The organism is Leeuwenhoekiella aequorea (genome assembly GCF_004104375.1).
Taxonomy (GTDB): domain Bacteria; phylum Bacteroidota; class Bacteroidia; order Flavobacteriales; family Flavobacteriaceae; genus Leeuwenhoekiella; species Leeuwenhoekiella aequorea.
Window position 1 is genome coordinate 12,488 of the sequence record NZ_QOVM01000005.1, and the last position, 24,309, is coordinate 36,796.

Genomic DNA, 24,309 nt, shown 5'->3' on the forward strand with positions numbered 1-24,309 from the left:
TAAATGGGCTATTAGCATTTAATAGTTTTGACTAGATGTTTATTTACAGAAAAGGTTTTTGCGTTAGGGATAGCAGCGTAAATCCTGCTTGTTGCCTATGCAAACAAGCAGATTGCAGCGAATAGCCCGACCTGCCAAGGTAACGCCCAACTAATTAATATGATTTCATTTTTTAGCGCTTTAGGATATTTTTATAAGTAATAATAGTCTATTAGCATTTTAATCTTTTTGACTAGATGTCTATTTACAAAAAAGCGTTTAGCGTTAGGGATAGCAGCGTAAATCCTGCTTGTTGCCTATGCAAACAAGCAGATTGCAGCGAATAGCCCGACCTGCCAAGGTAACGCCCAACTAATTAATATGATTTCATTTTTTAGCGCTTTAGGTTATTTTATAAGTATCAATAGGCTATTAGCATTTTTAAATTTTTTTTTAACTAGATGTCTATTTATAGTTAAGGTTTTGCGTTAGGGATAGCAGCGTAAATCCTGCTTAATGCCTTTGCAAACAAGCAGATTGCAGCGAATAGCCCGACCTGCCAGGGTAACGCCCAACTTATAAATCTAATTACATAAAAGGCACCTAATTAAGTTTAAAATTAAACCGTTGTGCTTTGAGTTCATTTAATAACTCGCTACTTATTTTTACTTTCTTCTTGCGGCTAGGCATTTGTAGTGCTATTTTCTCATCAGACTCAAAAACGTAAAAATGCAGGTTGTGATCCCCGCGATGATTAAACAACGTCTCCCGTAACACATCAATACGACTGCTCTGCACCTCTTTTAGATCCAGATTTATAGTGAGCTTTTTACTAAAGGTTTCCATCACGTCTTGCAGTTGCATAAAGTTATTAAACTGTAAACGCGGATCGCCTTTTTTACCTGTATCACGGTTTACCCAACCTTCTTTTACAAAAACACGCATGTGTATAAATGAGTTGGGGATTAAAAAGTGTCTAAATTTAAGATACTCTTCTCCAAACATTCTAAACTCAAAAGACTCTTCAAAATCTTCTACAGTAAACATCGCCCAGCCTTTTCCGTTTTTAGAAACGCGGTGTTGCACATCAGATATGACACCACCTATCGTTAATTCGCGGTTTAAATGATTGTCGAGATTATTAAAATCTTTAATTTTTCCATTACAGAAGTTGGTCATTTCCATTTGAAAGTCATCAAGGGGATGTCCACTAATGTAAATACCTACCACTTCTTTTTCTCTTCTTAACTTCTCCATAGTGCCCCATTCTTCGCAAGGAGGAACTACAGGTTCCGGAATTTGCACATCACTGGCATCGCCAAAAAGACTCACCTGCGAAGAGTTTTCATTCTCTTGAAATTTAGCGCCATATTTTACAGCTTTTTCTAAGAAAGTGACACCATCTCCTTCATCTTTAAAATATTGTGCCCGGTGTGTAGTCGTAAAACTATCCATACCACCAGCGAGAGCAAGACTTTCAAAAGCTTTTTTGTTTGCAGCACGTAAATCTATACGTTTAGCAAGATCAAATACTGAACGATACGGTCCATCTTTACGATTGTCTACAATAGTTTGTACGGCATTTGCACCCACACCCTTAACGGCACCCATTCCAAAACGAACGGCGCCGCGATCATTTACTGTAAACTTTCTAAACGATTCGTTTACGTCAGGTCCTAATACTTCTAGTCCCATCCGCTTACATTCTTCCATAAAGAAAGTTACTTGCTTAATATCATTCATATTGTTTGACAATACAGCAGCCATATATTCGGCAGGGTAGTGTGCTTTACAATACGCAGTCTGGTAGGCAATCCATGCATAACAAGTAGAGTGCGATTTGTTAAATGCATATGCAGCAAAGGCTTCCCAATCTTTCCATATTTTCTCTAATATAGGTCTTGGATGACCGTTTTTCTCACCTCCATCCAGAAATTGAGGTTTTAGTTTTTCAAGCAGAGCAAATATCTTTTTACCCATCGCTTTACGCAAAACATCGGCATCACCTTTACTAAATCCTGCAAGACTCTGTGACAAGAGCATCACCTGCTCTTGATAAACAGTAATACCATACGTTTCTTCTAAATATTCCTGCATAGCAGGTAAATCATATTGTATTTCCTCGTCTCCGTGTTTACGGGCAATAAAACTTGGGATATACTCCATAGGACCAGGCCTATAGAGTGCATTCATCGCAATAAGATCTTCAAAAACCGTAGGTTTAAGAGCTTGCATATGCTTTTGCATTCCGGGAGATTCATACTGAAATATCCCTACCGTATCGCCTCGTTGAAAGAGTTCGTAGGTTTTTGCATCATCTAATGGGAAATTGTCTGGATCAAGATCAATCCCATGTTTATGCTTTACAAGCTTAACGGTATCTTTAATAAGGGTAAGGGTCTTTAGACCCAAGAAGTCCATTTTTAATAGGCCGGCTTCTTCAACGACAGAGTTATCAAACTGAGTTACATATAAATCAGAATCTTTTGCTGTAGATACGGGAACAAAATTTGTAATATCATCTGGCGTGATGATTACCCCACAGGCGTGAATACCTGTGTTACGTACCGAGCCTTCTAGCTGTCTTGCCCGGCGAAGTGTCTGACCTTCGAGATCATCACCTTCAGCAAGATTTAATAGTTCATTTACTTTGACGAGATCTTCAGAACGGAATTTCTTTTTAAGATCTGCTTCACTTTGACCAAAAATTTTGGCCAGTTTAGACATATTGGGGATAAGTTTAGAAATGCGATCTGCATCCCCTAACGGAAGATCCAGTACTCGAGCAGTGTCTCTAATAGAAGATTTAGCTGCCATTGTACCGTAGGTGATAATCTGCGCTACTTGATTTGCTCCATATTTTTTGATAACATAATCCATTACGCGGCTTCGTCCCTCGTCATCAAAATCGATATCAATATCAGGCATACTCACACGATCTGGATTTAAGAAACGCTCAAAAAGCAAATCGTATTTTATAGGATCTATATTGGTAATTCCCAGGCAATAGGCAACTGCAGAACCTGCAGCAGAACCCCGTCCCGGTCCCACAGAAACATCCATATTTCGTGCTTCGCGTATAAAATCTTCTACGATCAAGAAATATCCAGGGTATCCTGTGTTTTCAATTACACTAAGCTCAAAATTGAGTCGCTCCTCAATTTCAGGAGTTAAATCTGGATATCGTTTTTTTGCACCTTCAAATGTGATGTGCTTTAGAAATTTATTTTCTCCACGTTTACCACCGTCCAGTTTGTCTTCTTCAAATCTAAACTCCTCGGGGATTGTAAATGCAGGTAATAATACATCACGCGCTAATACAAAGGCTTCAATCTTATCTACAACTTCACTTACATTACTTATCGCTTCAGGGAGATCTGTAAAAAGCGCCTTCATTTCTTCGGCAGTCTTAAAATAATACTCTTCATTATCCAGACCAAAGCGATAACCACGGCCTCGCCCTTTTGGTGTTGCAACCTTCTCACCGTCTTTTACGCACAACAGAATATCGTGAGCAGAGGCGTCTTCTTTCTCGATATAAAAGGTATTGTTTGTAGCAACTAATTTTACATCGTGTTTTTTTGAAAATTCGACTAATGTCTGGTTTACACGGTCCTCATCTTCTTGACCGTGACGCATAATTTCAATGTAGAGGTCGTCTGTAAAAGTTTCTTTCCACCAGATTAAAGCTTCCTCTGCTTGTTTTTCACCTACGTTTAAAATTTTGCTGGGAACCTCGCCATATAGATTACCGGTGAGCACAATAAGATCTTCTTTATAACGCTCCACAATTTTGCGGTCTATACGAGGAACATAATAGAAACCATCTGTATAAGCTAGCGATGCCATTTTTGCAAGATTGTGATAGCCGTTTTTATTTTTGGCTAAAAACACGATCTGGTATCCGTTATCTTTCTGACTTTTATTTGTGTGATCAAGACATACATTAAGCTCAATTCCTACAATAGGTTTGATAACTGTTTCTGTAGGCTCTTCTCCTGCTGCAACAAGCTCTTCATTTTTTGCTAGAGCTCCTTTGTTATGATTAGTTATTGCCTTAACAAAATGAAAGGCTCCCATCATATTTCCCATATCACTTATAGCAACTGCTGGCATTTGCTGTTTTTTTGCAGCATTTACCAGATCTTGTACACTAGAAGTTGATTGAAGAATTGAGAATTGAGAATGATTGTGCAAATGCACAAAATCTACTTTGGCAAGCTGTTTCTTATTTTCTTTAATTTCTTCTTTAGAAATATCTGCCTGATCAACTTTCTGAAGCGTTTTCCGTATTTCTTCGGAAGCTTTCTTAAGGTTTATATGTTTAAGCCCTATAAATTGAATAGGCTGCGGATTTGCCTCCGAAAAATTTTCAAAATAACCAGCCGGGACATCTAATTCTTCTTGAGTAAATATGCGCCTGCGCACAAGCTCAAAAAAGCATCGCGTAGTTGCTTCTACATCGGCAGTTGCATTGTGCGCCTCAGAAAATGGCTTATTGAATAAGTAAAGATGAAGCTCTGTAAGAGTAGGTAATTTAAATTTTCCTCCACGTCCACCGGGTATTTGACACAGTTGTGCAGTGGTTTCAGTACAGGTATCTAAAACAGGTAAATCCTGAAGCAAATTTGTAACATCTATCCGATGAAATTCTGCTCCCATAATATTTACATCAAAGCCTACATTCTGACCTACAACAAATTTTGTTTTGTTTAAAGCAGCTTTAAATTTCCCTAAAACCTCTCCTAATGCTAAACCATCGCGTTGTGCTAATTCTGTAGAAATACCGTGTATACGTTCTGCATCAAATGGGATGTCAAAACCATCTGGTCGTATTAAATAATCCTCATGTTCAATACAGTTTCCCATATCATCGTGTAGCTGCCACGCAATTTGTATTGCACGGGGCCAATTGTCAGAATCGGTGATGGGTGCATTCCAGTTCTTAGGTAAACCGGTAGTCTCTGTGTCAAAAATTAGGTACATCTCTGGTTCTCTTTGAGTTAATTTTCTCGGGAGCGGAAAATCTGAAAAGTTTAAAATTAGTGAAAAAGAGAGGCTTTCAAAAGTTAACTTTTGGGTTGTTGATAACCTTGATGTACCAAAAAAAAATCCCCTTGAGAAATTCTCAAGGGGATTTAATTATTTATTTTAAATTGGCTAATTCAAATAAATAGAATTTTATATTATGCCATTATTTTGAAAGCTTCCACTTCTTTAATGGCGCTTTTAATAGCTTTTAATTGTGTCGATAAAATAGCTTCTGTAGTAGGTGGTAAGTGCGGCTCGCTTAGAATATTTTGATACTCTTCTACAGCATTATTTTCACCACGTATTGCTTCTTTTAAAATTGCTTCATCACTATTACTAGAAACCGTAGATTTTAAATTCATCCACGCTCTGTGAATATCTCCAGCTACGCTCGTACCTTTATCTGGGTCTTGACCGTAAGATTTGATTTCATTTTTAATATGATGACCAAAATCATATCGCTGCTTAGCTTGACGATTAAAATATTCTTTTAACGGGCCATTCTCGGCAGCATCAGAGGCTAGTTTATAACCAGCTTCGGCATCATAATTCTTGGTAAGTAATTCGTTTAGTTTTTTCGTAATTTCTTCAGTAAACTTCATCTTCTTTCTTCTTTAAATTAGCGATACTTTGATTTTCATTAGATGTGTTTCGATAACATCTAAAATAAGATGAGGTTAATCTGAATTTTAATTTCTAATTAGAAACTATTGAAAACAGATTAACCACAATTATAATTTATGCTAGTGTTTCTAGACCTTTTGCATCTACAAGTGCATTTTGCACGCTATCGCGTTGCTTTGCAATTATATTTGTTGTAGATAATGGTAATTCACCATTTTTGATGATCTCATTATATTCCTCAAGAGCTGTTTTTTCTCCGCGTATTGCTTCCTCTAAAACTGCTTCATCTTTATCTGATGATAAAGCGGTCTTTAAATCCATCCACAAACGGTGTGCATCACCAGCAAGGCTTGTACCTTTGTCTGGTTCTTGACCCATTTGTCTTAATTCTTCTTTTAGTTCGTGGCCAAAATCATAACGATCCTGTGCTCTACTAAGTAAATAGTTCTTTAGAGCAGGGTTAGCTACTTTCTCTGCAGCATTTTTGTAACCTGCTTCAGCATCGTAATTTTTCTCTAATAATTCGTTGAGCTTTTTGCCCATTTCTTCTGTATAACTCATAATGATTTTTTTAGTTGATGTAGTAGATTTTATATCTAAACACACTTCAATTTAAAAAGTTATAATTCAGGATTTTTAGAATTAACAGGTTTTAACCGCATTTAAGTGATTTTAACACGGTAGTTATGGAGATTTTTGTTAAAAAAATAACGCTCCATCGCAATGATGAAGCGTTATACTCACTTTATGATAGTGTATAAATTATATTTTAATCACGTTTAAATGCAACGTCAATACGAGCTATTAAATCTGCATAGTGATAACGGGTTAATGTATCCCTAGAATTGTTTTTACGTGAATTAAGATCAGCTCTTAATTGAGTTAGTTCACCGCGCATTAAAGGTAGAATGTCTGAAATTAAAATATCTTGTTCTCCATCTTCTAATTCATTTAAATAAGAGGTAGCGATGTCAACATATTTGCGCTGTAAATTTCTACGATAGGCATCAGTTTGATTTCCTTGATAAAGTTCTTTGAAAATTCCTTTTCTCAAGTCGCTCATAAATGCAACCGGAGAATACGAATCATTACCATTCTTCTCATCGAGTTCAACCATTCTCGAAAGACGCTTATCTGATAGTAAGTTACTAAGGGCATAGGTTTGAACACTTTTTACTTGGTCGATGGCGCCGTCTGATTCTATTCGGTCTAATATATTAGCGTCTAGCAACCATTCTGGTGTAGTAAATGCATTTTCATTTAAAAAGGTTACAGCTTCTTTTTGAATGGCCTTCGGTACTTGTGTGTAAACAACTCCATCCTGATCTGCGGTCTTGATGGTTTCATACACACCACCTACATTAGTTATCACATGATTAATATAGCCGCGCCACAGGTAGTTAAGTTCTTTGTAAACTTCTTGAAGATCTGCATAACCATAACCATCCTTAGTCGTCCAGTCTATTAGATTAGGAACAACTTTTTTCAAATTAGCTAGTCCGTAAGTACTTGCTTTAATATTGTCATCTCCTAAACTCTCAGTTTGAGAATGTGGGTCTACACCATTAGAGCTTCCGAATTCATACCAAGGATTTCCTGCTTTTTCCAGAATCCACTTATCAAGAGTAGGTTTCTCCTCAATAGAAGTTTTAGCTTCTGGGATATATCTGTAACCCCAGTTAATTGCGTACAGGTCATAAGGTCCCATCATACGTATATACCTTACGCCATCATCTCCTGGTTGAGCTACATAGTTAACACGAGCATAATCCATAATTGACGGAGTTAGACCGTATTTCTGAGTAAATGAGGCTACACGTAGTGAATCTGTAGGATACGCCGAACTAGCTTTCATATTATGAGGTAGGCCTAATGCGTGCCCTACTTCATGAGCAATAACCATACGCATCATTTCTCCTATCTCTTTCTCTGGCGTTTCTAGCGTACGTGCAGCAGGGTTTTGTGCTCCAGCCTCTATCATGAAACGATTGCGATAAGAGCGCAAATGATTGTGATACCATATTACATCACTTTCTATAATTTCTCCAGTTCGTGGGTCTGAAACAGAAGGTCCTACAGCATTACGGGTAGTGCTTGCTACGTAACGAATTACCGAGTAACGTACGTCTTCAGGGCTAAATTCTGGGTCTTCTTCTTTAGTAGGTGGGTCTTTTGCAATCACAGCATTTTTAAAACCGGCAACTTCAAAAGCTTTGTTCCAGTCTTCTATACCTTGTTTAAAATAAGGTCTCCATTTAAGTGGAGTAGCAGGATCCAGGTAATAAATAATAGGTTTTACCGGTTCTACCAGTTCTCCTCTTTTATAAGCCTCAATATCTTTAGGTACAAGTTTCCAGCGACGTATAATTCTATAATCATCTGCCTTTAACTGCTCGGAGTCATAATTATATTTTTTAGAAGTAAACCAGCCAACGCGCTCGTCTGCTAATCTTGGAAGCATTTTATCTTCTGGTAATAAAACCATTGATTGATTCATCAATAATGTTAATGTTCCGGCTTGATCACGTTCTGGCGGCTCTTCTGCGTCATAGGTCATCACGTGCTTCACCTCAACATTATTAGGAAAAGATGCTGCAGATTCTATATAAGTACGGGATGCATCTAGTTTTTTGATTTTGTATTCTTTGCGTAATCTTGATGATACCCCGTTGATAGCATCGATGTCCTTTGTGAAAAGGTCGGTTACTTCAATAACAGTGCTTACAGAATCTTTACTTCTTGTCGCAATAGGAGCACTAAAAAGTATAGGGAAGAAATTATTTGCTTCTACAGACTTCGAAATAGGATTGCTTTCATCACTTTGATTTTCAAAACTGATAACTTTTAGGTCAACAAAATTTCCACGTTTAGACCAGCGAATTACCTGCTCATTTACTTTAGAGCCTGCATTTACATATCCACCACCAAATCCCGAAGGAACTTTAGCAATGCGACTTACCAGAAGTAAATCTTTACCCAGTAAAGAATCTGGGATTTCAAAATAGAGCTTTTCATCAATAGTATGAGTTGTGAAAAGCCCTTTATCTGTAAGTGCTTCTTTTGTAATTACCTTATCATAAGGCTTAATTTTTGAGTCTTTTTTCTCTGTGGTTTCGGTACCTGCGGAAGCTTTATTAGTAAGCTTTTGAGATTTGCAGCCATAGAGTAAAACACAGAGTAAGGGTAGTAGTGCGAGTTTTTTTAGCATCGTTTAATTTTAGATGCATAATTTACAGAATCATTACTAAATCTTAACTCAAAAAATTATTGAAAATTTGAATTCTTATTAATAGTAGTTTTTCAGAATAAACAAAAACGATTGCGCTGCTTCTCTAAATTTTCTTTTAGAATCTGGGTTTAATGACTTTTTATATTCTTTTCCAGTTTCTGCAAAGCCAAAAGTATATGAGTTTATAAGTTTTGTGGTGAAAAAAGCTATTTCATCTTCAGAGATACGCGTTCGTAGATTACAAGCATATCCTTTATTTTGTTTTGCAATTTCAGAACAATTTTCCAGAACAAATGTTAGAGTAGTGCCATCTTTAAAATCTATTTTAAGGGTGTCGCCTACTTGTGTTTGAACAAGATCTTTGCGTGTGCCCAAAGTTAAAAAATGATCTTTTAAAATAGATTGAAATCCAAGGCGCAGAGAATTATCATCTGTGAGGCTTATTTTATTGGCGCTATAAGTACGCGTAGCATTAAAATAGAGGCCCGTATTCTCACCATCTGTTTGATCAATACTAATTATAGAATGACCGCCCATAGTATACTCGGTTCTATCTTTAAATTTTTGAGATTTTACAAGATAGTTAGGAGCGAATAAAACGTTATGTTTAAGACCGTTATCATTAGATTTTGATCTTTTAAAAAACTTAGAAAGCATAATGGAGTCAATTTTTCAAAATAAAAAAATAGCGCTATTATGTAGGGGAGTTTTGAAGTTACTTCAAAATTAGCCAATATAGCATTGGCTTTTAATAAAAAAGCCTCCCTTTTGGGAGGCTTTGTACTCGGGACGGGACTTGAACCCGTACGAACTAATGTTCATTGGATTTTAAGTCCAACGTGTCTACCAATTCCACCACCCGAGCGTGGGCTTTCAATTAAACACTATTCAAAAATAGTGCGGTTTTAGAGCGAAAGACGGGATTTGAACCCGCGACCCTCACCTTGGCAAGGTGATGCTCTACCCCTGAGCTACTTTCGCAATTCATTAAACTGTCTCGCTTAATGCGGATGCAAATTTACAAGAATTCTTCAATCTACAAAGCAATTTTCAAAAAAAAATAAAACTTTTATCAAGCCTTATTTTTTTTACTTCTTACAAGCATTCTTTTAATCTCATTTAATTTCATCAAAGCTTCTACAGGAGTGAGCGTATCTATGTCAATATGAAGTATTTCCTCTTTAATTTCTTCAAGTAACGGATCGTCAAGGTTAAAAAAGCTTAACTGCATTTCGTCTTCACTATTTTCAATTAAAACTTTTTGGTTTTCTTCCTTGCGGCTAGAATTTTCTAATTTCTGAAGCATTTTGTTTGCTCGATGTAATACCTGCTGAGGCATTCCTGCCATTTTAGCAACGTGTATACCAAAACTATGCGCACTACCTCCTGGGATTAATTTTCTAAGAAATAAAACATTATCCTTTAACTCCTTAACTGAAACATTGAAGTTCTTTATACGTAGAAATGTTTCGCCCATATCGTTAAGTTCGTGATAATGGGTGGCAAATAATGTTTTTGGTCTTGCAGGATGCTCGTGAAGGTATTCACTTATCGCCCAGGCAATCGAGATTCCATCATAGGTGCTGGTACCGCGACCTATCTCATCTAGTAAGACTAAACTTCTGTCTGAAATATTATTTAGAATACTCGCTGTTTCATTCATCTCTACCATAAAAGTAGATTCGCCCATCGAGATGTTATCACTTGCTCCCACACGCGTAAAAATTCGATCTACTAGACCTATGCGTGCCGCGCTGGCCGGAACAAAACTTCCTATTTGAGCCAGTAAAACAATAAGTGCGGTTTGCCTTAATATTGCAGATTTACCAGACATATTGGGACCGGTAATCATTATCATTTGCTGCTTATCGCGATCTAAGTAGGTGTCATTTGCTATATACGCTTCTCCCAGTGGCAATTGCTTTTCTATAACCGGATGTCGCCCATTAGTTATTTCTAACTCAAAAGTCTCGTCGATCGTAGGTCTTGCGTAATCATTTTCTTTAGCAAGACAAGTAAATGATCTAAGACAATCCAATTGCGCAATAGTAGTAGCATTTGTTTGCACGGGATCTATGAACTGTGTGATCCACGTAACTAGTTGGTTAAAAAGTTGCTGTTCAATAGCTAAAATACGCTCTTCTGCTCCTAGAATTTTTGCTTCATATTCTTTAAGTTCTTCTGTTATGTAGCGTTCTGCATTAACTAATGTTTGTTTGCGTATCCAGGTATTAGGAACTTTATCTTTATGCGTATTACGAACTTCAATATAATAACCAAAAACATTATTTGAAGCTATCTTTAAAGAGGTAATCCCGGTTTGCTCGGTTTCTCTGGCGAGCATTTTATCTAGATAATTTTTACCTGAAGTTGCAAGACCTCTTAGTTCATCTAATTCTTCGTGAAAACCTGTTGCGATCGTATTTCCTTTAAGAACATTCACAGGTGCTTCCTCGGTGAGAGTCTCTTTAATCTTAGCTCTTAAATGGTCTAAATTATTTATTTTTTCAGCTAAAATCTGAAGAGCTTCATTTTCTGAATTTTGAGCTAATGTTTTTATAGGAACCATAGCTTCAAGTGAATTCTTAAGCTGAATTATCTCTCGTGGTGTAACTTTCCCTGTGGCTACTTTTGAAATTAAACGCTCAACGTCGCCTATTTTCTTAATGTGTTGAGAAAGCTTATTATAAAAATCAGGGTTTTTTAAGATGTATTCTACAATCTCATGCCGCTCTTGTATAGGCGCAATTGATTTTAATGGTAGTGCCAGCCAACGTTTAAGTAAACGACCGCCCATAGGCGATATCGTTTTGTCGATTACGTCTAATAAAGTTATCGACTTTGCTGAGGTTCCTTGATAGAGCTCTAGGTTACGAATGGTAAAACGATCCATCCAGACATATGCATCCTCTGCAATACGACCTATTCTTGAAATATGCTGTAATTTATGATGTTGCGTTTCACTCAAGTAGTGAAGGGCAGCACCTGCAGCGATAATTCCTTCATCTATATCTTCTATACCAAAACCTTTTAGAGACTTAGTGTTGAAATGTTTATTAAGACTTTCTCTGGCAAAGTCAATTTTAAAAACCCAATCTTCTTGGTAGAAAATATGAAAATCGGTACCGAAGCTGTTTTTGAAATCAGTTTTATTGCTTTTACTAATTAATAACTCACTAGGATTAAAATTCTGAAGCAACTTATCAATATAAGCGATATCTCCTTGGGTTGTTAAAAACTCGCCGGTAGAAACATCTAAAAATGAAAGACCGATAAGTCGCTTTCCAAAATGTAAAGCACCTAAAAAATTGTTAGTTTTAGCATTTAAAACTTCGTCGTTTAAAGCAACTCCCGGAGTTACTAATTCTGTAACTCCTCTTTTAACTATGGTTTTGGTTGTTTTAGGATCTTCTAATTGATCGCAAATGGCAACCCTACAACCTGCTTTGACAAGTTTTGGTAAATACGTATTTAAAGAATGATGTGGGAAACCAGCTAGCTCTGTACGCTCGCCGCCATTATTTCTGTTTGTGAGAATTATGCCAAGAATTCCAGCAGCTTTAACTGCATCTTCCCCAAAGGTTTCATAAAAATCACCTACTCTAAACAATAATAAAGCATCAGGATATTTTGTCTTTATCCCATTGTATTGCTTCATTAAAGGAGTGACAGTTTTCTCTTTTTTCTTAGCCATATAGCGTATTTGCCGTGTTAAATCTTAGCGAGGATAAATTTATAGAATATCAGCTCGATGTGCCTATATGCAGACTAAATGTTATTTGTTTTTTTCAACAATTACATTCAATTCTCAAACTTTATAAGATAGTTTAAATCATAAATTTGTTGAAAATGTATTTTTGCTGAATGAATAGAAAATTGAAGAATAGCGAACTGGATCGTAAGTCTGTTGACGAATTTATTAAGGCTGAGAAAACTCCCATAATTATTGTTTTGGATAATATTAGAAGTCTCAATAATATTGGTTCCGTTTTTAGAACGTCTGATGCTTTTCTTATTGAAGCTGTTTATTTGTGTGGTATTTGTGCACAACCACCCAATAAAGAAATCACAAAAACTGCACTAGGAGCTACCGAAACCGTAAGCTGGAAATATTTTGAGAATACACTAGACGCAATAGCAGAGTTAAAATCGATGGATTTTAAAATAGCCTCAATTGAGCAAGCCGAGAACTCAGTTATGCTTGACAAGTTTGAGTATGTAGCCGCTTCTAAACTTGCAATAATTTTTGGTAATGAAGTTAAAGGGGTGAAACAGAGCGTGATCGATGTATCTGATGTGGTTATTGAAATTCCGCAGGTAGGAACAAAGCACTCTTTTAATATTTCAGTAAGTGCGGGTATCGTTTTATGGGATCTGTGGTCAAAGATGAATAAAAGTAATTAGTATTATTATTAAAAATACAAATTGTTAAAGAATATAAAATTATATTAATACTTTCCTAAACTCGTCGATGTTTGAAATTTATTATGTCATTTTTGCGTTACCGACTTAATAAAATCCCAACATAATGAACGTTAAAAATTTTGATTATGCATCCTACGAAAAAGGTGCAAAAGATGGGCGCAAGCTAGGAGTAATGCTAGGAATAGTAATTGGTCTGGCCTTTATGATCGCCTTGTTAAGCTTTATTTATTACTAATAAATAAACTAGCTATTTATCAGATTTAAAATCGATAAATAATCCGCTCTGTTTTGAACAAAATCGAGCTCAGAAATATCAATTATTTTAATTTTATCAGGGCTACTGTTTTTCATCATATTCAGATAGCCCTTATTTATTTTCAAAAGATAATTTTCTGAAATATCCCGCTCAAAAGTTCTTCCTCTCTTTTTAATGTTTTCTAGTAAACGCTCCGGATTTTGATATAGATATACATACAGATCAGGTCTGGCGATCTCTCTGTACATAATGCCGTGCAATTTTTTATAAAGGCTATATTCTTCTTCTGTAAGGGTTATGTTTGCGAAGATTAGCGATTTATAGCAATCATAATCTCCTATCATAAAATCTTTAAACAAATCATATTGGCCTATATCATCCAGTAGTTGTTGATAGCGATCTGCTAAAAATGACATTTCTAATGGAAATGCGTAGCGAGATTGATCTTCGTAAAATTTAGGAAGAAAGGGATTGTCTTTAAAACGTTCCAGAATAAGTTTAGCATTAAAATCTTCAGAAATCATTGTTGCCAATGTGGTTTTACCAGCTCCTATATTACCTTCAATTGCAATATAATTGTAAGCGCTCAAATTGTAGACTTCTTGCGGATTCTTAAGCCACCTCTGTTGCTTTTCGGGTGATTCTTTATCTGTAGTTTCTTTCAATAACTGGCCTATTTCTTTTTTTAAGATAGGATGTTCGTATGATGTCGCTACATCATTAAGAGGAAATAATACAAAATTGCGAAGATGTAATCTGGGGTGCGGTACTTCTAGCTTTTGAGAATTGTAAATCTTATCGCCATAGAATAGAATATCGATGTCTATTATACGATTTGTGTAGTTTGAGTCTGTAGAACGCGTGCGTCCAAGAGCTGCTTCAATTTCTAAGATAAGGTCAATAACAGTCTCACCTGCTAGACGGGTTTGAATAGCAATAACACAATTGTGAAAATCTTCACCTTCAAATCCCCAGGACTTCGTTTTATAAACTGGAGATATTTGGGAAACACTTCCAATTTTTAGAAATATCTCATCAATGGCATTTTGGAGATTCTCAAATGAATTTCCTTGATTGCTTCCTAGAGATAAGAGTATGTTTTGTAGCGCTTTAATGAGTCTGTAATGTTAAATAATTTAAGAGCAATTTAAGTAAAAGCGATGTACATTCTGCTAATTTTGACCACTAGAACCTAATAAATTCAAGAGTTTGACGCAAGCCTCAATAAGCCAAAGAGATGCAATGGCAGCTTACCGTATTTATTTTATTTTGGGAGCCTTATTTATTTGTTCTCTGGTGGTTTCTAATCTTATTTTTCAAAAGTTTTTTTATTGGGATTTTTTTGGATTATATCGTTTTGAAATTTCTGTAGGTATTTTGCCGTATCCCATTACATTTCTAATAACCGATTTGTTGAGTGAGATTTATGGTAAAAAGAAGGCTAACCAAGTCGTGACAGCAGGTATTTTCGCTTCGCTTTTTTCATTACTTATTATATATACTTCTGCTGCGGTACCGGCAACCGACTGGTCTCCGGTAAATGACGCTTTGTTTAATACGGTGTTTGGAGCTACAGCCGTTGCAGTTCTTGCCTCTATGCTGGCTTATTTATTTGCTCAGTATATAGATATTCAACTTTACCATTTTTGGAAGCGCTTGACTCGAGGTAAACATTTATGGCTACGTAATAATTTTTCAACTTTTTTTAGTCAGTTTTTAGATACGATAACAGTACTACTGTTACTATGTAGTTTTGGAAAAATTGAATGGGAGCGATTTAGTGCTTTGTTATTGAGTGGTTTTTTATTTAAAGTTCTTATTGCACTTTGTGATACGCCATTTATGTATTTAGGCGTTTATATATTTAGAAAGCGATTTAATCTTGCGCCTAATCAAGAATTAGGTTCAGAAATTGTTACGTTTCAACAAGAATAAAAAATTTAGAACACATTATGAAAAAGATATTTAAAATTGTGGGAATCACATTGGTCGTTTTGATCGTGGCTCTCATTGCAGCTCCTTTTTTATTTAAGAGCCAGTTAGAAGATTTATTAAAAAGATCTATAAACGAAAATATTAATGCCACTGTGGCCTGGGAAGATTTTGATCTCACATTATTTTCAAGTTTTCCAGATGCTGCGGTGCAGGTAAAAAATTTCAGCATTGTAAATAAAGAGCCTTTTGCAGGAGATACTTTAGCCAGCGGTGAGTTACTTCAACTTGATATGGGAGTTATGCAGCTATTCAAAACTTCATCAGGAAATCCTATTGCATTAGATGCGATAAAATTGAACAGAGCTCTTATAAATATTAAGATAGATAGTTTAGGTAACGCTAATTATGACATTGCTAAAGAAAGCGACACGCCAGAACAAGATACTATAGCAGACAATAGCGGGAGTTTTAAGTTTGATATTCAGCATTATGAGCTGAATGATTCTCGGATAAATTATTTAGATGAAAGCACTAAAACTTATTTAAGGCTTAGTGAAGTAAATCACGAGGGGACGGGTGACTTTTCTGCAGCTGTCTCAAATTTAGATACTAAAACGGAAGCCTTAGCTTCATTCAATTTTGATGGCGTTAATTATCTAAATAATAATAAAATAAAATTAGATGCGCTTATCGAGATGAATTTACCAGAGCAGCGATATACGTTTAAAGAAAACGAATTGCTTGTGAATCAATTACCCCTGGTTTTTGCTGGTTTTGTACAAATAAATGAAACCAATAATGAGCTGGCTCTTGCTTTTGAGACACCCTCAAGTGATTTTAAAAATTTCTTGGCTGTAATTCCTGAAGTCTATGCAAAAAATCTTGATGGTGTAATCACTACCGGTGATTTTACTGTAAACGGAAAAATTAATGGTATTGTTGATGAAACACATATTCCTCAATTAGATATTCAGGTAAAATCAAACAATGCCTCTTTTAAATATCCTGATTTGCCTAAGACGGTAGAAGATATTGTAATTGATATGCAGATTTTAAATGAAACCGGAATTGTTGAAGACACTTACTTAAGTTTGGGGAATTTAAATCTTAGAATAGATGAGGATGTCTTTAATGCAAAAGGGCGAATAGATCGTTTAACCACAAATCCGTTAATTGATTTGGCTTTAAAAGGAAGGTTAAATCTGGCCAACCTTGAAAAGGCTTATCCACTGGAACTCGATCAAGACCTTAACGGAATGCTTACCGTAGATATGACCGCCAATTTTGATATGGAAAGTGTAGATAAAGAGCAGTATCAAAATATAAAAAGTAGCGGTACGGCTAATTTAAAAGATTTTAAATACGTATCTCCAGAGTTGCCTAATCCGCTTAATATTGCAGCGGCTAATGTGAAGTTTAATCCGGGAACAATTACCATCGAGAACCTGACTGCACAAACAGGTAAGACAGATCTGTCTGCAAAAGGTACCATTGAAAATTTAATCCCATTTTTGCTTTCTAAGCAAGATTTAAAAGGGCGTTTTTCAGTCAATTCTCAAACAATTAGTTTAAGTGATTTTAGCGTGATAGAAGCCCAAACTACTACTTCTACAGAAGCTAAAACTAAAACAGCAACTTCTAAACAGGCATCAATAAAAATCCCATCATTTTTAGATGCTGGAATTGATTTTTCTGCCGGAAAAGTTCTTTATGATAATATTACTCTTTCTAATGTAAAAGGAAATATTACCATTAAAGATGAGACAGCTAGCTTAAATAATGTTCAGTCAGATATTTTTGGAGGAGCAATCGCATTACAAGGAAATGTAAGTACAAAAACTGCAACGCCAACCTTTGGGATGGATCTCAATCTCAAAAGTGTAGATATAAGTAAATCTTTTGAAGGTTTAGAAATGCTTCAGCAATTTGCGCCTATTGCAAAGGCACTACAGGGTGCATTGAATACAACAATAAGTCTAAAAGGAAACTTGTCTGATGATTTAACTCCCGTTCTTTCTTCTTTAGGAGGTAATGCCCTTGCTCAATTACTTACGGTGAAAGTTGATCCTGAAAAAATGAAATTACTAAATGCGCTCGATGGAAAATTAGATTTTATTAATCTTCAAAGTATAGACCTTAGTAATTTAAAAACCCAACTGAGTTTTAATGAGGGTCTGGTAACCGTAAAGCCATTTGATTTTAATGTGAAGGGCATCAACGTGGGTGTTAGCGGAACACATAGTCTTGAGAATACTATTAATTACGTATTAAATTTGAAAGTGCCAGGTACTTTCTTAGGTTCAAAAATCGGAAGTACGTTGTCAAGTCTAAGCAATACCGATTTAGATAAGTACACAGTAGATTTACCGGTAAACTTATCGGGAAGTTTTACAAGTCCGCAAGTAAATGTAAACATGCAACAAGCAGTTACAAACCTTACTCAGCAAATTGTAGCTACTCAAAAAGGAAAACTTCAACAGCAGGGTGAAGATAAAATTAAAGATGTTCTAGGAGGTTTGCTAGGTGGTAAAAAGACAGCTCAAGATACATCAGCGACTGTCAATAAACCAAAAGATTCAGTTGTGACTAAACCCTCTACCACAACGGTAGTCAAAGATGTTCTGGGAGGTTTATTTGGTAAAAAGTCTAAAGCTGCAGATACTACTAAAACCGGAAATAATTAAGTGATTTTATATTGCATAAAAAAGCACCCATTGGGTGCTTTTTTTATATGTACTTATTAATAAGGTTAGAAGCTTATCACTATAAATTCTGACCTTCTATTTAATTGGTGTTGCTCTTCGGTACAATCAGAATTATTACCACAGTCATTTATCAATTCGGTTTCTCCGAAGCCTTTACCTGAAATTCTACTGGCATCAATTCCTCTACTTATAATATATTCTGCGGTAGAACGTGCGCGTTTATCAGACAGGCTTAGGTTGTAACTGTCGTTTCCGCGGCTGTCTGTATGGGATCTTACTTCAATTACAAGGCTAGGATTGGTTTCCATTACGGCAAGAACTTTAACGAGCTCTATTGCAGCATCAGGACGTATGTTGAAGCGGTCAAAATCAAAATAAATAGGATTAAGTTTCAGCAATTTGGCTAAATCATCTCCTTGATTAATTTTTGTAATTCTAGGCTCCAATAATAAATCAACCACCATAGAATCTCCATTTGCTTTAGGAGTTGTTATCAACTGTTCTGCAGCATAATAATTAGGTTCTTCTGCTCTAATAAGTATTTCCTGATCACACAATGGATTTAAGGAATATCTACCTTGTGCATCTACTGTCGTCGTCTCTATTGTCTTCCCATTTAGATCTACCACACTCACGGTTGCCGTAGGAATAGGTAATAAAGTTAACTTGTCTTTTACTGTACCAGTAACTGCAACTTCACAAACGGGTAGAGGTACCGGTGTTCTTGAAAATTTGAAAATATCGTCACTTCCCATTCCAAAATATCTATTGGTAGAAAAATATCCAGTGTTGTTATATTCATCAACGATAAATCCAAAATCATCCTGCGGACTATTAATAGGCTTCCCTAAATTAATTACATACGCAACATCACCATTTTTTTTAGTAGCAACTACATAAATATCTAAACCCCCTAAGCCAGGACGGCCATCTGATGAGAAATAAAGATTTCCTTTTTTACTGATATATGGAAAATTTTCTCGGCCTTCCGTATTAATGATAGGTCCGAGGTTTTTAGGTTCGCTGTATTCATTATCTCCTAAAATGTCAACTACCCAGATATCAGATAATCCTTCGCTACCTGGCATATCTGAAGCAAAATATAGTTTTTTATTATCTGGACTAAGCGATGGATGTGATACCGAATAATTGTCATCGTTAAATGGCAATTCTTTGGGAGTGCCCCAAGAGCCATTTTGCTTTACAGATTTGAAAATCTTCAATCGTATAGTTCCGCTTTTATCTGCTCGCTTTACGCCTTGACTAAAGTTATTACGTGTAAAATACATTGTATTTCCATCTGCGGTAAATGATGGTGAAGACTCATGAAAGCGTGTATTTATATTTTCAGCAAACTTTTCTACTTTTCCAAGATCACCGGTTTCAATATCTATAGGTGCTTGATAAAAATCTAAAAAGGGTTCGTTATTCCAGGTGTGAATATATTTTTTTCCCGTTCCGGTATCTCTTGAAGACGAGAAAATAAGTTTATTCTCATAAATCATAGGTCCAAAATCTGAATAGCGCGAATTTGTTCTTCTTAGATTTTCAACCTCATATTCACTATCACTGTAGCTTATCTCTTCAAGATAGTCGGGTTCTTTATTAAAAAGTTCAGCACGTGAATCACCTCCTTTGAGGCGACGAAATTCTTTCATCATCTCATCAGATTTATCGTACTGCTGAAGTGCTTTTAATGATTGAGCATATCTAAAAACATACTCAGGAGTTATAGTTTCAGGATATTTATTAAATAACTTATCAAACCATTTAGCACTTTCCTCGTATTTAGCATTGAAATAATATGAATCTCCGAGTTTTTGAAACAACTCTTCAGACTCATAGCCCTCATTAGCTAGTCTCAAATAAATTTTTTGAGCATCTATAAAGGCGTAGCTCTCAAATTTTTTGTCTGCTTTGTTCAATTCCTTATCCTGCCCAAAAAAACAAAAGGGCATTGCAAAAAGTACCACCAGGGTAAATAACTGTTTCATTCTAACTCGCATATGACTGAGTTTTTTAAAATTTAATCGGGGGACGTAGGAGGGGTTAAATATAGCTAAAATTATACCAGTCAAATATACTATTACAAAGCTATTTTAATCGGGGTGTTTTAACTGTTTTTCAGATATTTAATGCATTAGTAGTTTAGTAGTAAAAGAGTTAAAAAAATCAACTTTTTATAAATATAATTAATAAATAAACAGATTAATTTCTCGTTTAATATCTATCTTATATTTGCTTAAAAATTAAATTATGATACTAGATAAAATAAAAAGTCGGAGATCTGTGTTTCCTAATCAGTTTAATGCAGAACCTATTTCGAAAGATAAAATCGCAACATTACTTGAGGCTGCAAATTGGGCGCCCAATCATGCTAAAACAGAACCTTGGAGATTTAAAATTTTTAAAGATGATGCTCTGGAGCTACTTACTGAAATATTAAGATCTGGTTATACAAAAACAACTACTCCAGAAAATTTTTCAGAATTAAAATTGAATAAGAGTATTGAGAAGGTGATGCAAAGTGGAGCAGTAATCGCAATTTGCATGCAACGTGATCCTAAAGCGAGGATTCCAGAGTGGGAAGAAATTGCTGCAGTGGCTATGGCTGTTCAAAATATGTGGTTAACTGCAGGAGAATTAGGTCTTGGTGGTTACTGGAGTTCTCCAGGATTTATCTCAGAACTATCAGATGAACTACAATTAAGTGCAGGGGAGCGTTGCCTTGGATTTTTCTATCTGGGTTCTTTTAGTGGACCTGCAAATGAAGGTGTGCGTACTCCTATTGAAGATAAAATCACCTGGAAGTAAAACTTGGTGTTGATAAAATGCAAAAACCCGGAAAGTACTTTCCGGGTTTTGCATTTTAAAATTCTATCAACTAGTCTAGAAACTCTAGAATAGTTTTAGTGATATAATCTATTTGTTCATCATCTAACTCTGTATGCATAGGCAGCGATATAACTTCTTCAACAAGCATATTTGTTACAGGAAAATCTGCTTCATTGTAACGTGAATCTGCATATGCCTTTTGTTTGTGAAGTGGAATTGGGTAATACACACCACATGGGATATCATTTGCATTTAAATGCTTAACTAACGCATCACGATCAGAATTTTTTAATCTCAATGTATATTGATGAAATACGTGACAGTCACAAACATCGCAAATCATAGGTACTGTGATCTTGTCGTGATGTGATAATTTTTGAGAATACTTTCTGGCAGCCTCTCTTCTTTTAAAATTATAACTATCTAGTAAGGGTAATTTTGCGCGTAATACTGCAGCTTGTATAGAATCTAATCTAGAATTAACACCTACCACGTCGTGGTGGTAACGTTCATACATACCGTGATTTACAATCCCTCTAATGGTATGAGCAAGATCATCATCATTAGTGAAAATTGCTCCGCCATCACCATAACAACCTAAATTTTTTGATGGAAAAAATGATGTGCTCCCTACGTGTCCAATGGCTCCTGTTTTTACGGTAGTGCCATCTTTTTGAGTGTAATTTGCACCAATTGCCTGAGCATTATCCTCTATTACATATAGATTATACTCTTTAGCGATTTCCATTATGGCATTCATATCGGCTACCTGACCAAAAAGATGGACTGGCACGATGGCTTTTGTTTTTGGAGTAATAGCACGTCGAATTGCATCTACATCAATATTAAAACCGTGTGGATTTACATCTACAAGTACTGGGGTAAGTTGCAATAACGCGATCACCTCTACGGTTGCTGCAAATGTAAAATCTGCTGTAATAACTTCATCACCAGGTTTTAGGCCAAGTCCCATCATCGCAATCTGTAGTGCATCTGTGCCGTTTGCACAAGGGATTACGTGTTTTACGCCTAAGTACTCTTCAAGTTCTTTTTGAAAAGAATGAACTTCGGGACCATTAATAAATGCAGTTGTGTCAATTACTTCTTGAATAGAGCGGTTTACTTGCTCTTTTATAGGTTCGTATTGACCTTTAAGGTCAACCATTTGAATTTTTCTCATAGATTTTTATTCAGCAAAAAAAGCACGATGATCATCAAGGTTACAGATAATGCTTTAGCATTAAAACTATAAAATAATCAAGATGACTATTATCTAAAATCGGTTGCTTTTCTGGTTAGCAAAAATACAAAATAACAATCCGCTAAGCAATTCCTTTTTTAGCGTAAAACGCTATTTTTGCACGTTATGCAGCATATCTATTCTTTCTTAATTAGTGTATTTCAGAGGATACTTCCTTTTATAGGGTTGTTTATTCCGAAGTTAAAAGAATTTTATACTGTTAGAAAAGATGTTTTTGCACAATTGAACCAGAATATTGATTCAAATGCAGATTTAATATGGGTTCATGCGGCATCTTTGGGAGAGTATGAACAAGTGGTGCCTGTACTAGAAGAGCTTCAGGAGAAATACCCAACTTATAAAATAGTCCTAACATTTTTTTCGCCTTCTGGATATAATATAAAAAAAGATACTTCTTTGGCTGCGTATGTAACTTATTTACCGTTAGATACTAAACAAAATGCTAAGCAGTTTTTGAAAATTTTAAAACCGAAACTTGCCATCTTTGTGAAATACGAGTTTTGGCCTAATTTTCTTCAGGAGCTTCATAAACAAAAGATTTATACCGTGTTGGTTTCTGGTGTTTTTAGATTAAGTCAACCTTTTTTTAAATCTTATGGAAAATGGATGCAGAAGTCACTTAATGCTTTTAATTATTTCTTTTTGCAAAATGTTGAGTCACTTAAGAATCTGGGTCAACTAGGTTTTACTAACGCAATTGTAAGTGGAGATACACGATTTGACCGTGTAAGTAGACAGCTTAAATATGATAATAGTTTAAAATTTATTGAAGATTTTAAACAAGATAAATTAATGTTAGTGTGTGGAAGCACATGGAAAGATGATGAAGATTTATTAATTGACTTTATAAATGAGAAGCACGATATAAAAATTGTAATAGCTCCTCATAAGATTAATTCTGAAAAGATTGAAGAGTTAAAAAAACAATTAGAAGTGTCTGTAGTCAATTACTCTGAAAAGGAATTGTACGATTTAAAAGATATAGATGTTATAATTATAGATACTATAGGGTTGCTAAATAAAATTTACAGTTATGCAGATATTGCATATGTGGGTGGTGCAGTAGGGACAACAGGAATGCATAATGTCCTTGAGCCTGCTACTTTTAATTTACCCATAGTTACAGGAACCTATATAAATAATTTCCCTGAGGCTATCCAACTACAACATTTGTCTGGTCTTTCTACGGTCAAAAATAAGACAGATGTCCAAATTATTTTAAATAAGCTTGTATTTGACTCTCAGTTTAGAATTAAAACTGGAGCTATAGCAGGAGAATATGTGTCAAAAAACACAGGTGCGACTGAGATTATTATGAGTTATTTAGATCAAACACTTACTGCTTGATTTAAGTAAGATCTAAAGGGGAGCATTTCTTTGTATATTTCAATTACTTTATCTTCAAAATCGGGTGCTGTTACGATTTTCTGGGTGAGATTGTGTTGTACAGCAAATGTCTTTTTACGTAAAAGTTTTATATATCTATGCTCCTGACCATATCCTTTTGGTGAAGTCTTTAAACTATCTCCATAATCTACTAAGTTGCCAAATAATTTTTCAAAGCTAGGTTTGTTTATGATTTCTAGAAATTCATCCCCATTATAATCTATTGCTTGCCTTATACTTTTTAGGATAGAGGATTTTGGTTTATAGAAACCACCTGCTATAAAACTTTCAGAAGTGCCTAGATGAATATAAAAATCATTCTGTTTAGTCTCTTGATCTAATCCCGCACCAAAATGATCTTTGTAAATGGGTTTATTGGGATGATAAAGTAAATTATTATTAATACGATTGATGGCTTGTTTTCCGGTTGTGTGGGTGTAGTTGGGATCAACTTCTGCTAATCTGATGTCCATTTTATCGAGCCAACTTATGTAAGAATCACGTACCTCATAATAATAATTACGATTTGCATCCATCCATTCTTTAGAATTGTTTTTTTGAAGCTCTCTTAAAAATGTATATAGTTTGTTGAAGTTCATTTTTTGGTAAATATAAAGGAGCCAGAAATTTCGCGTTGTTATTT

The 24,309-nt window shown here is 35.4% G+C and carries 16 protein-coding genes, 2 tRNA genes and 1 pseudogene; 6 read left to right on the plus strand and 13 right to left on the minus strand.

The features are described 5' to 3' along the window. Positions 1-582 precede the first annotated feature (582 nt). From dnaE to mutS, 8 genes are all read right to left on the minus strand, one after another. Positions 583-4,965, minus strand: a complete 4,383-nt coding sequence (gene dnaE / locus DSM00_RS11190) for a DNA polymerase III subunit alpha (RefSeq protein ID WP_128758108.1) — start codon at positions 4,963-4,965, stop codon at positions 583-585. A gap of 200 nt (positions 4,966-5,165) precedes the next feature. Beyond that, positions 5,166-5,612: a ferritin-like domain-containing protein gene (locus DSM00_RS11195; protein ID WP_128758109.1), complete on the minus strand. Its 447-nt coding sequence runs from the start codon at positions 5,610-5,612 to the stop codon at positions 5,166-5,168. A 136-nt stretch (positions 5,613-5,748) separates the two neighbouring features. After that, the gene (locus tag DSM00_RS11200) at positions 5,749-6,195 is read right to left on the minus strand and encodes a ferritin-like domain-containing protein (RefSeq protein WP_128758110.1); all 447 of its coding nucleotides are present in this window, start codon (positions 6,193-6,195) and stop codon (positions 5,749-5,751) included. A gap of 208 nt (positions 6,196-6,403) precedes the next feature. Further along, positions 6,404-8,842 (minus strand): zinc-dependent metalloprotease, encoded by a 2,439-nt coding sequence (locus DSM00_RS11205; RefSeq protein ID WP_128758111.1) that lies wholly within the window; start codon positions 8,840-8,842, stop codon positions 6,404-6,406. Between the two features lie 78 nt (positions 8,843-8,920). Beyond that, on the minus strand, positions 8,921-9,520 hold the full coding sequence (locus tag DSM00_RS11210; RefSeq protein ID WP_128758112.1) for a hypothetical protein: 600 nt from the start codon (positions 9,518-9,520) through the stop codon (positions 8,921-8,923). 124 nt (positions 9,521-9,644) lie between these two features. Continuing rightward, positions 9,645-9,728 (minus strand) — tRNA-Leu (locus DSM00_RS11215). Between the two features lie 44 nt (positions 9,729-9,772). Beyond that, positions 9,773-9,844: transfer RNA gene (locus DSM00_RS11220), tRNA-Gly, on the minus strand. 91 nt (positions 9,845-9,935) lie between these two features. After that, positions 9,936-12,557: a DNA mismatch repair protein MutS gene (gene mutS, locus DSM00_RS11225; RefSeq protein ID WP_128758113.1), complete on the minus strand. Its 2,622-nt coding sequence runs from the start codon at positions 12,555-12,557 to the stop codon at positions 9,936-9,938. 170 nt (positions 12,558-12,727) lie between these two features. Between mutS and DSM00_RS11230 the strand changes: the two genes are divergently transcribed. Next, a complete protein-coding gene (locus DSM00_RS11230; protein ID WP_128758114.1) occupies positions 12,728-13,267 on the plus strand; it encodes a TrmH family RNA methyltransferase in 540 nt (179 codons plus the stop codon). Between the two features lie 124 nt (positions 13,268-13,391). Beyond that, complete coding sequence (locus DSM00_RS15605; RefSeq protein WP_206633804.1) at positions 13,392-13,523, plus strand: tetrahydromethanopterin S-methyltransferase subunit G; 132 nt, start codon at positions 13,392-13,394, stop codon at positions 13,521-13,523. Between the two features lie 8 nt (positions 13,524-13,531). On the opposite strand, the gene DSM00_RS15755 is transcribed toward DSM00_RS15605, so the two are convergent. Both DSM00_RS15755 and folK read right to left on the minus strand, forming a co-directional pair. After that, a complete protein-coding gene (locus DSM00_RS15755) occupies positions 13,532-14,209 on the minus strand; it encodes a deoxynucleoside kinase (protein ID WP_317127841.1) in 678 nt (225 codons plus the stop codon). Positions 14,210-14,266: 57 nt separating this feature from the next. Next, positions 14,267-14,659, minus strand: a pseudogene (gene folK, locus DSM00_RS15760) (2-amino-4-hydroxy-6-hydroxymethyldihydropteridine diphosphokinase); the annotation flags it as partial. 127 nt (positions 14,660-14,786) lie between these two features. Between folK and DSM00_RS11240 the strand changes: the two are divergent. After that, on the plus strand, positions 14,787-15,479 hold the full coding sequence (locus DSM00_RS11240; protein WP_128758298.1) for a queuosine precursor transporter: 693 nt from the start codon (positions 14,787-14,789) through the stop codon (positions 15,477-15,479). Between the two features lie 17 nt (positions 15,480-15,496). Further along, positions 15,497-18,163 carry an AsmA family protein gene (locus tag DSM00_RS11245; protein ID WP_128758116.1) on the plus strand — a complete coding sequence of 889 codons (2,667 nt, stop codon included), beginning with the start codon at positions 15,497-15,499 and terminating at the stop codon, positions 18,161-18,163. A 65-nt stretch (positions 18,164-18,228) separates the two neighbouring features. Here the strand turns inward: DSM00_RS11245 and DSM00_RS11250 are convergent, their stop codons facing one another. After that, positions 18,229-20,190: an OmpA family protein gene (locus tag DSM00_RS11250; RefSeq protein WP_128758117.1), complete on the minus strand. Its 1,962-nt coding sequence runs from the start codon at positions 20,188-20,190 to the stop codon at positions 18,229-18,231. Positions 20,191-20,440: 250 nt separating this feature from the next. Between DSM00_RS11250 and DSM00_RS11255 the strand changes: the two genes are divergently transcribed. Then, positions 20,441-20,998, plus strand: a complete 558-nt coding sequence (locus DSM00_RS11255) for a nitroreductase family protein (RefSeq protein ID WP_128758118.1) — start codon at positions 20,441-20,443, stop codon at positions 20,996-20,998. A gap of 70 nt (positions 20,999-21,068) precedes the next feature. Here the strand turns inward: DSM00_RS11255 and DSM00_RS11260 are convergent, their stop codons facing one another. Next, a complete protein-coding gene (locus tag DSM00_RS11260) occupies positions 21,069-22,199 on the minus strand; it encodes a DegT/DnrJ/EryC1/StrS family aminotransferase (RefSeq protein WP_128758119.1) in 1,131 nt (376 codons plus the stop codon). A gap of 186 nt (positions 22,200-22,385) precedes the next feature. Between DSM00_RS11260 and DSM00_RS11265 the strand changes: the two genes are divergently transcribed. Beyond that, on the plus strand, positions 22,386-23,627 hold the full coding sequence (locus DSM00_RS11265) for a 3-deoxy-D-manno-octulosonic acid transferase (RefSeq protein WP_128758120.1): 1,242 nt from the start codon (positions 22,386-22,388) through the stop codon (positions 23,625-23,627). Here DSM00_RS11265 and DSM00_RS11270 read toward each other — a convergent pair. Next, positions 23,609-24,265, minus strand: coding sequence for a DUF2461 domain-containing protein (locus DSM00_RS11270; RefSeq protein ID WP_128758121.1), 657 nt, complete (start codon positions 24,263-24,265; stop codon positions 23,609-23,611). The genes DSM00_RS11265 and DSM00_RS11270 overlap by 19 nt on opposite strands. Between the last annotated feature and the right edge of the window lie 44 nt (positions 24,266-24,309).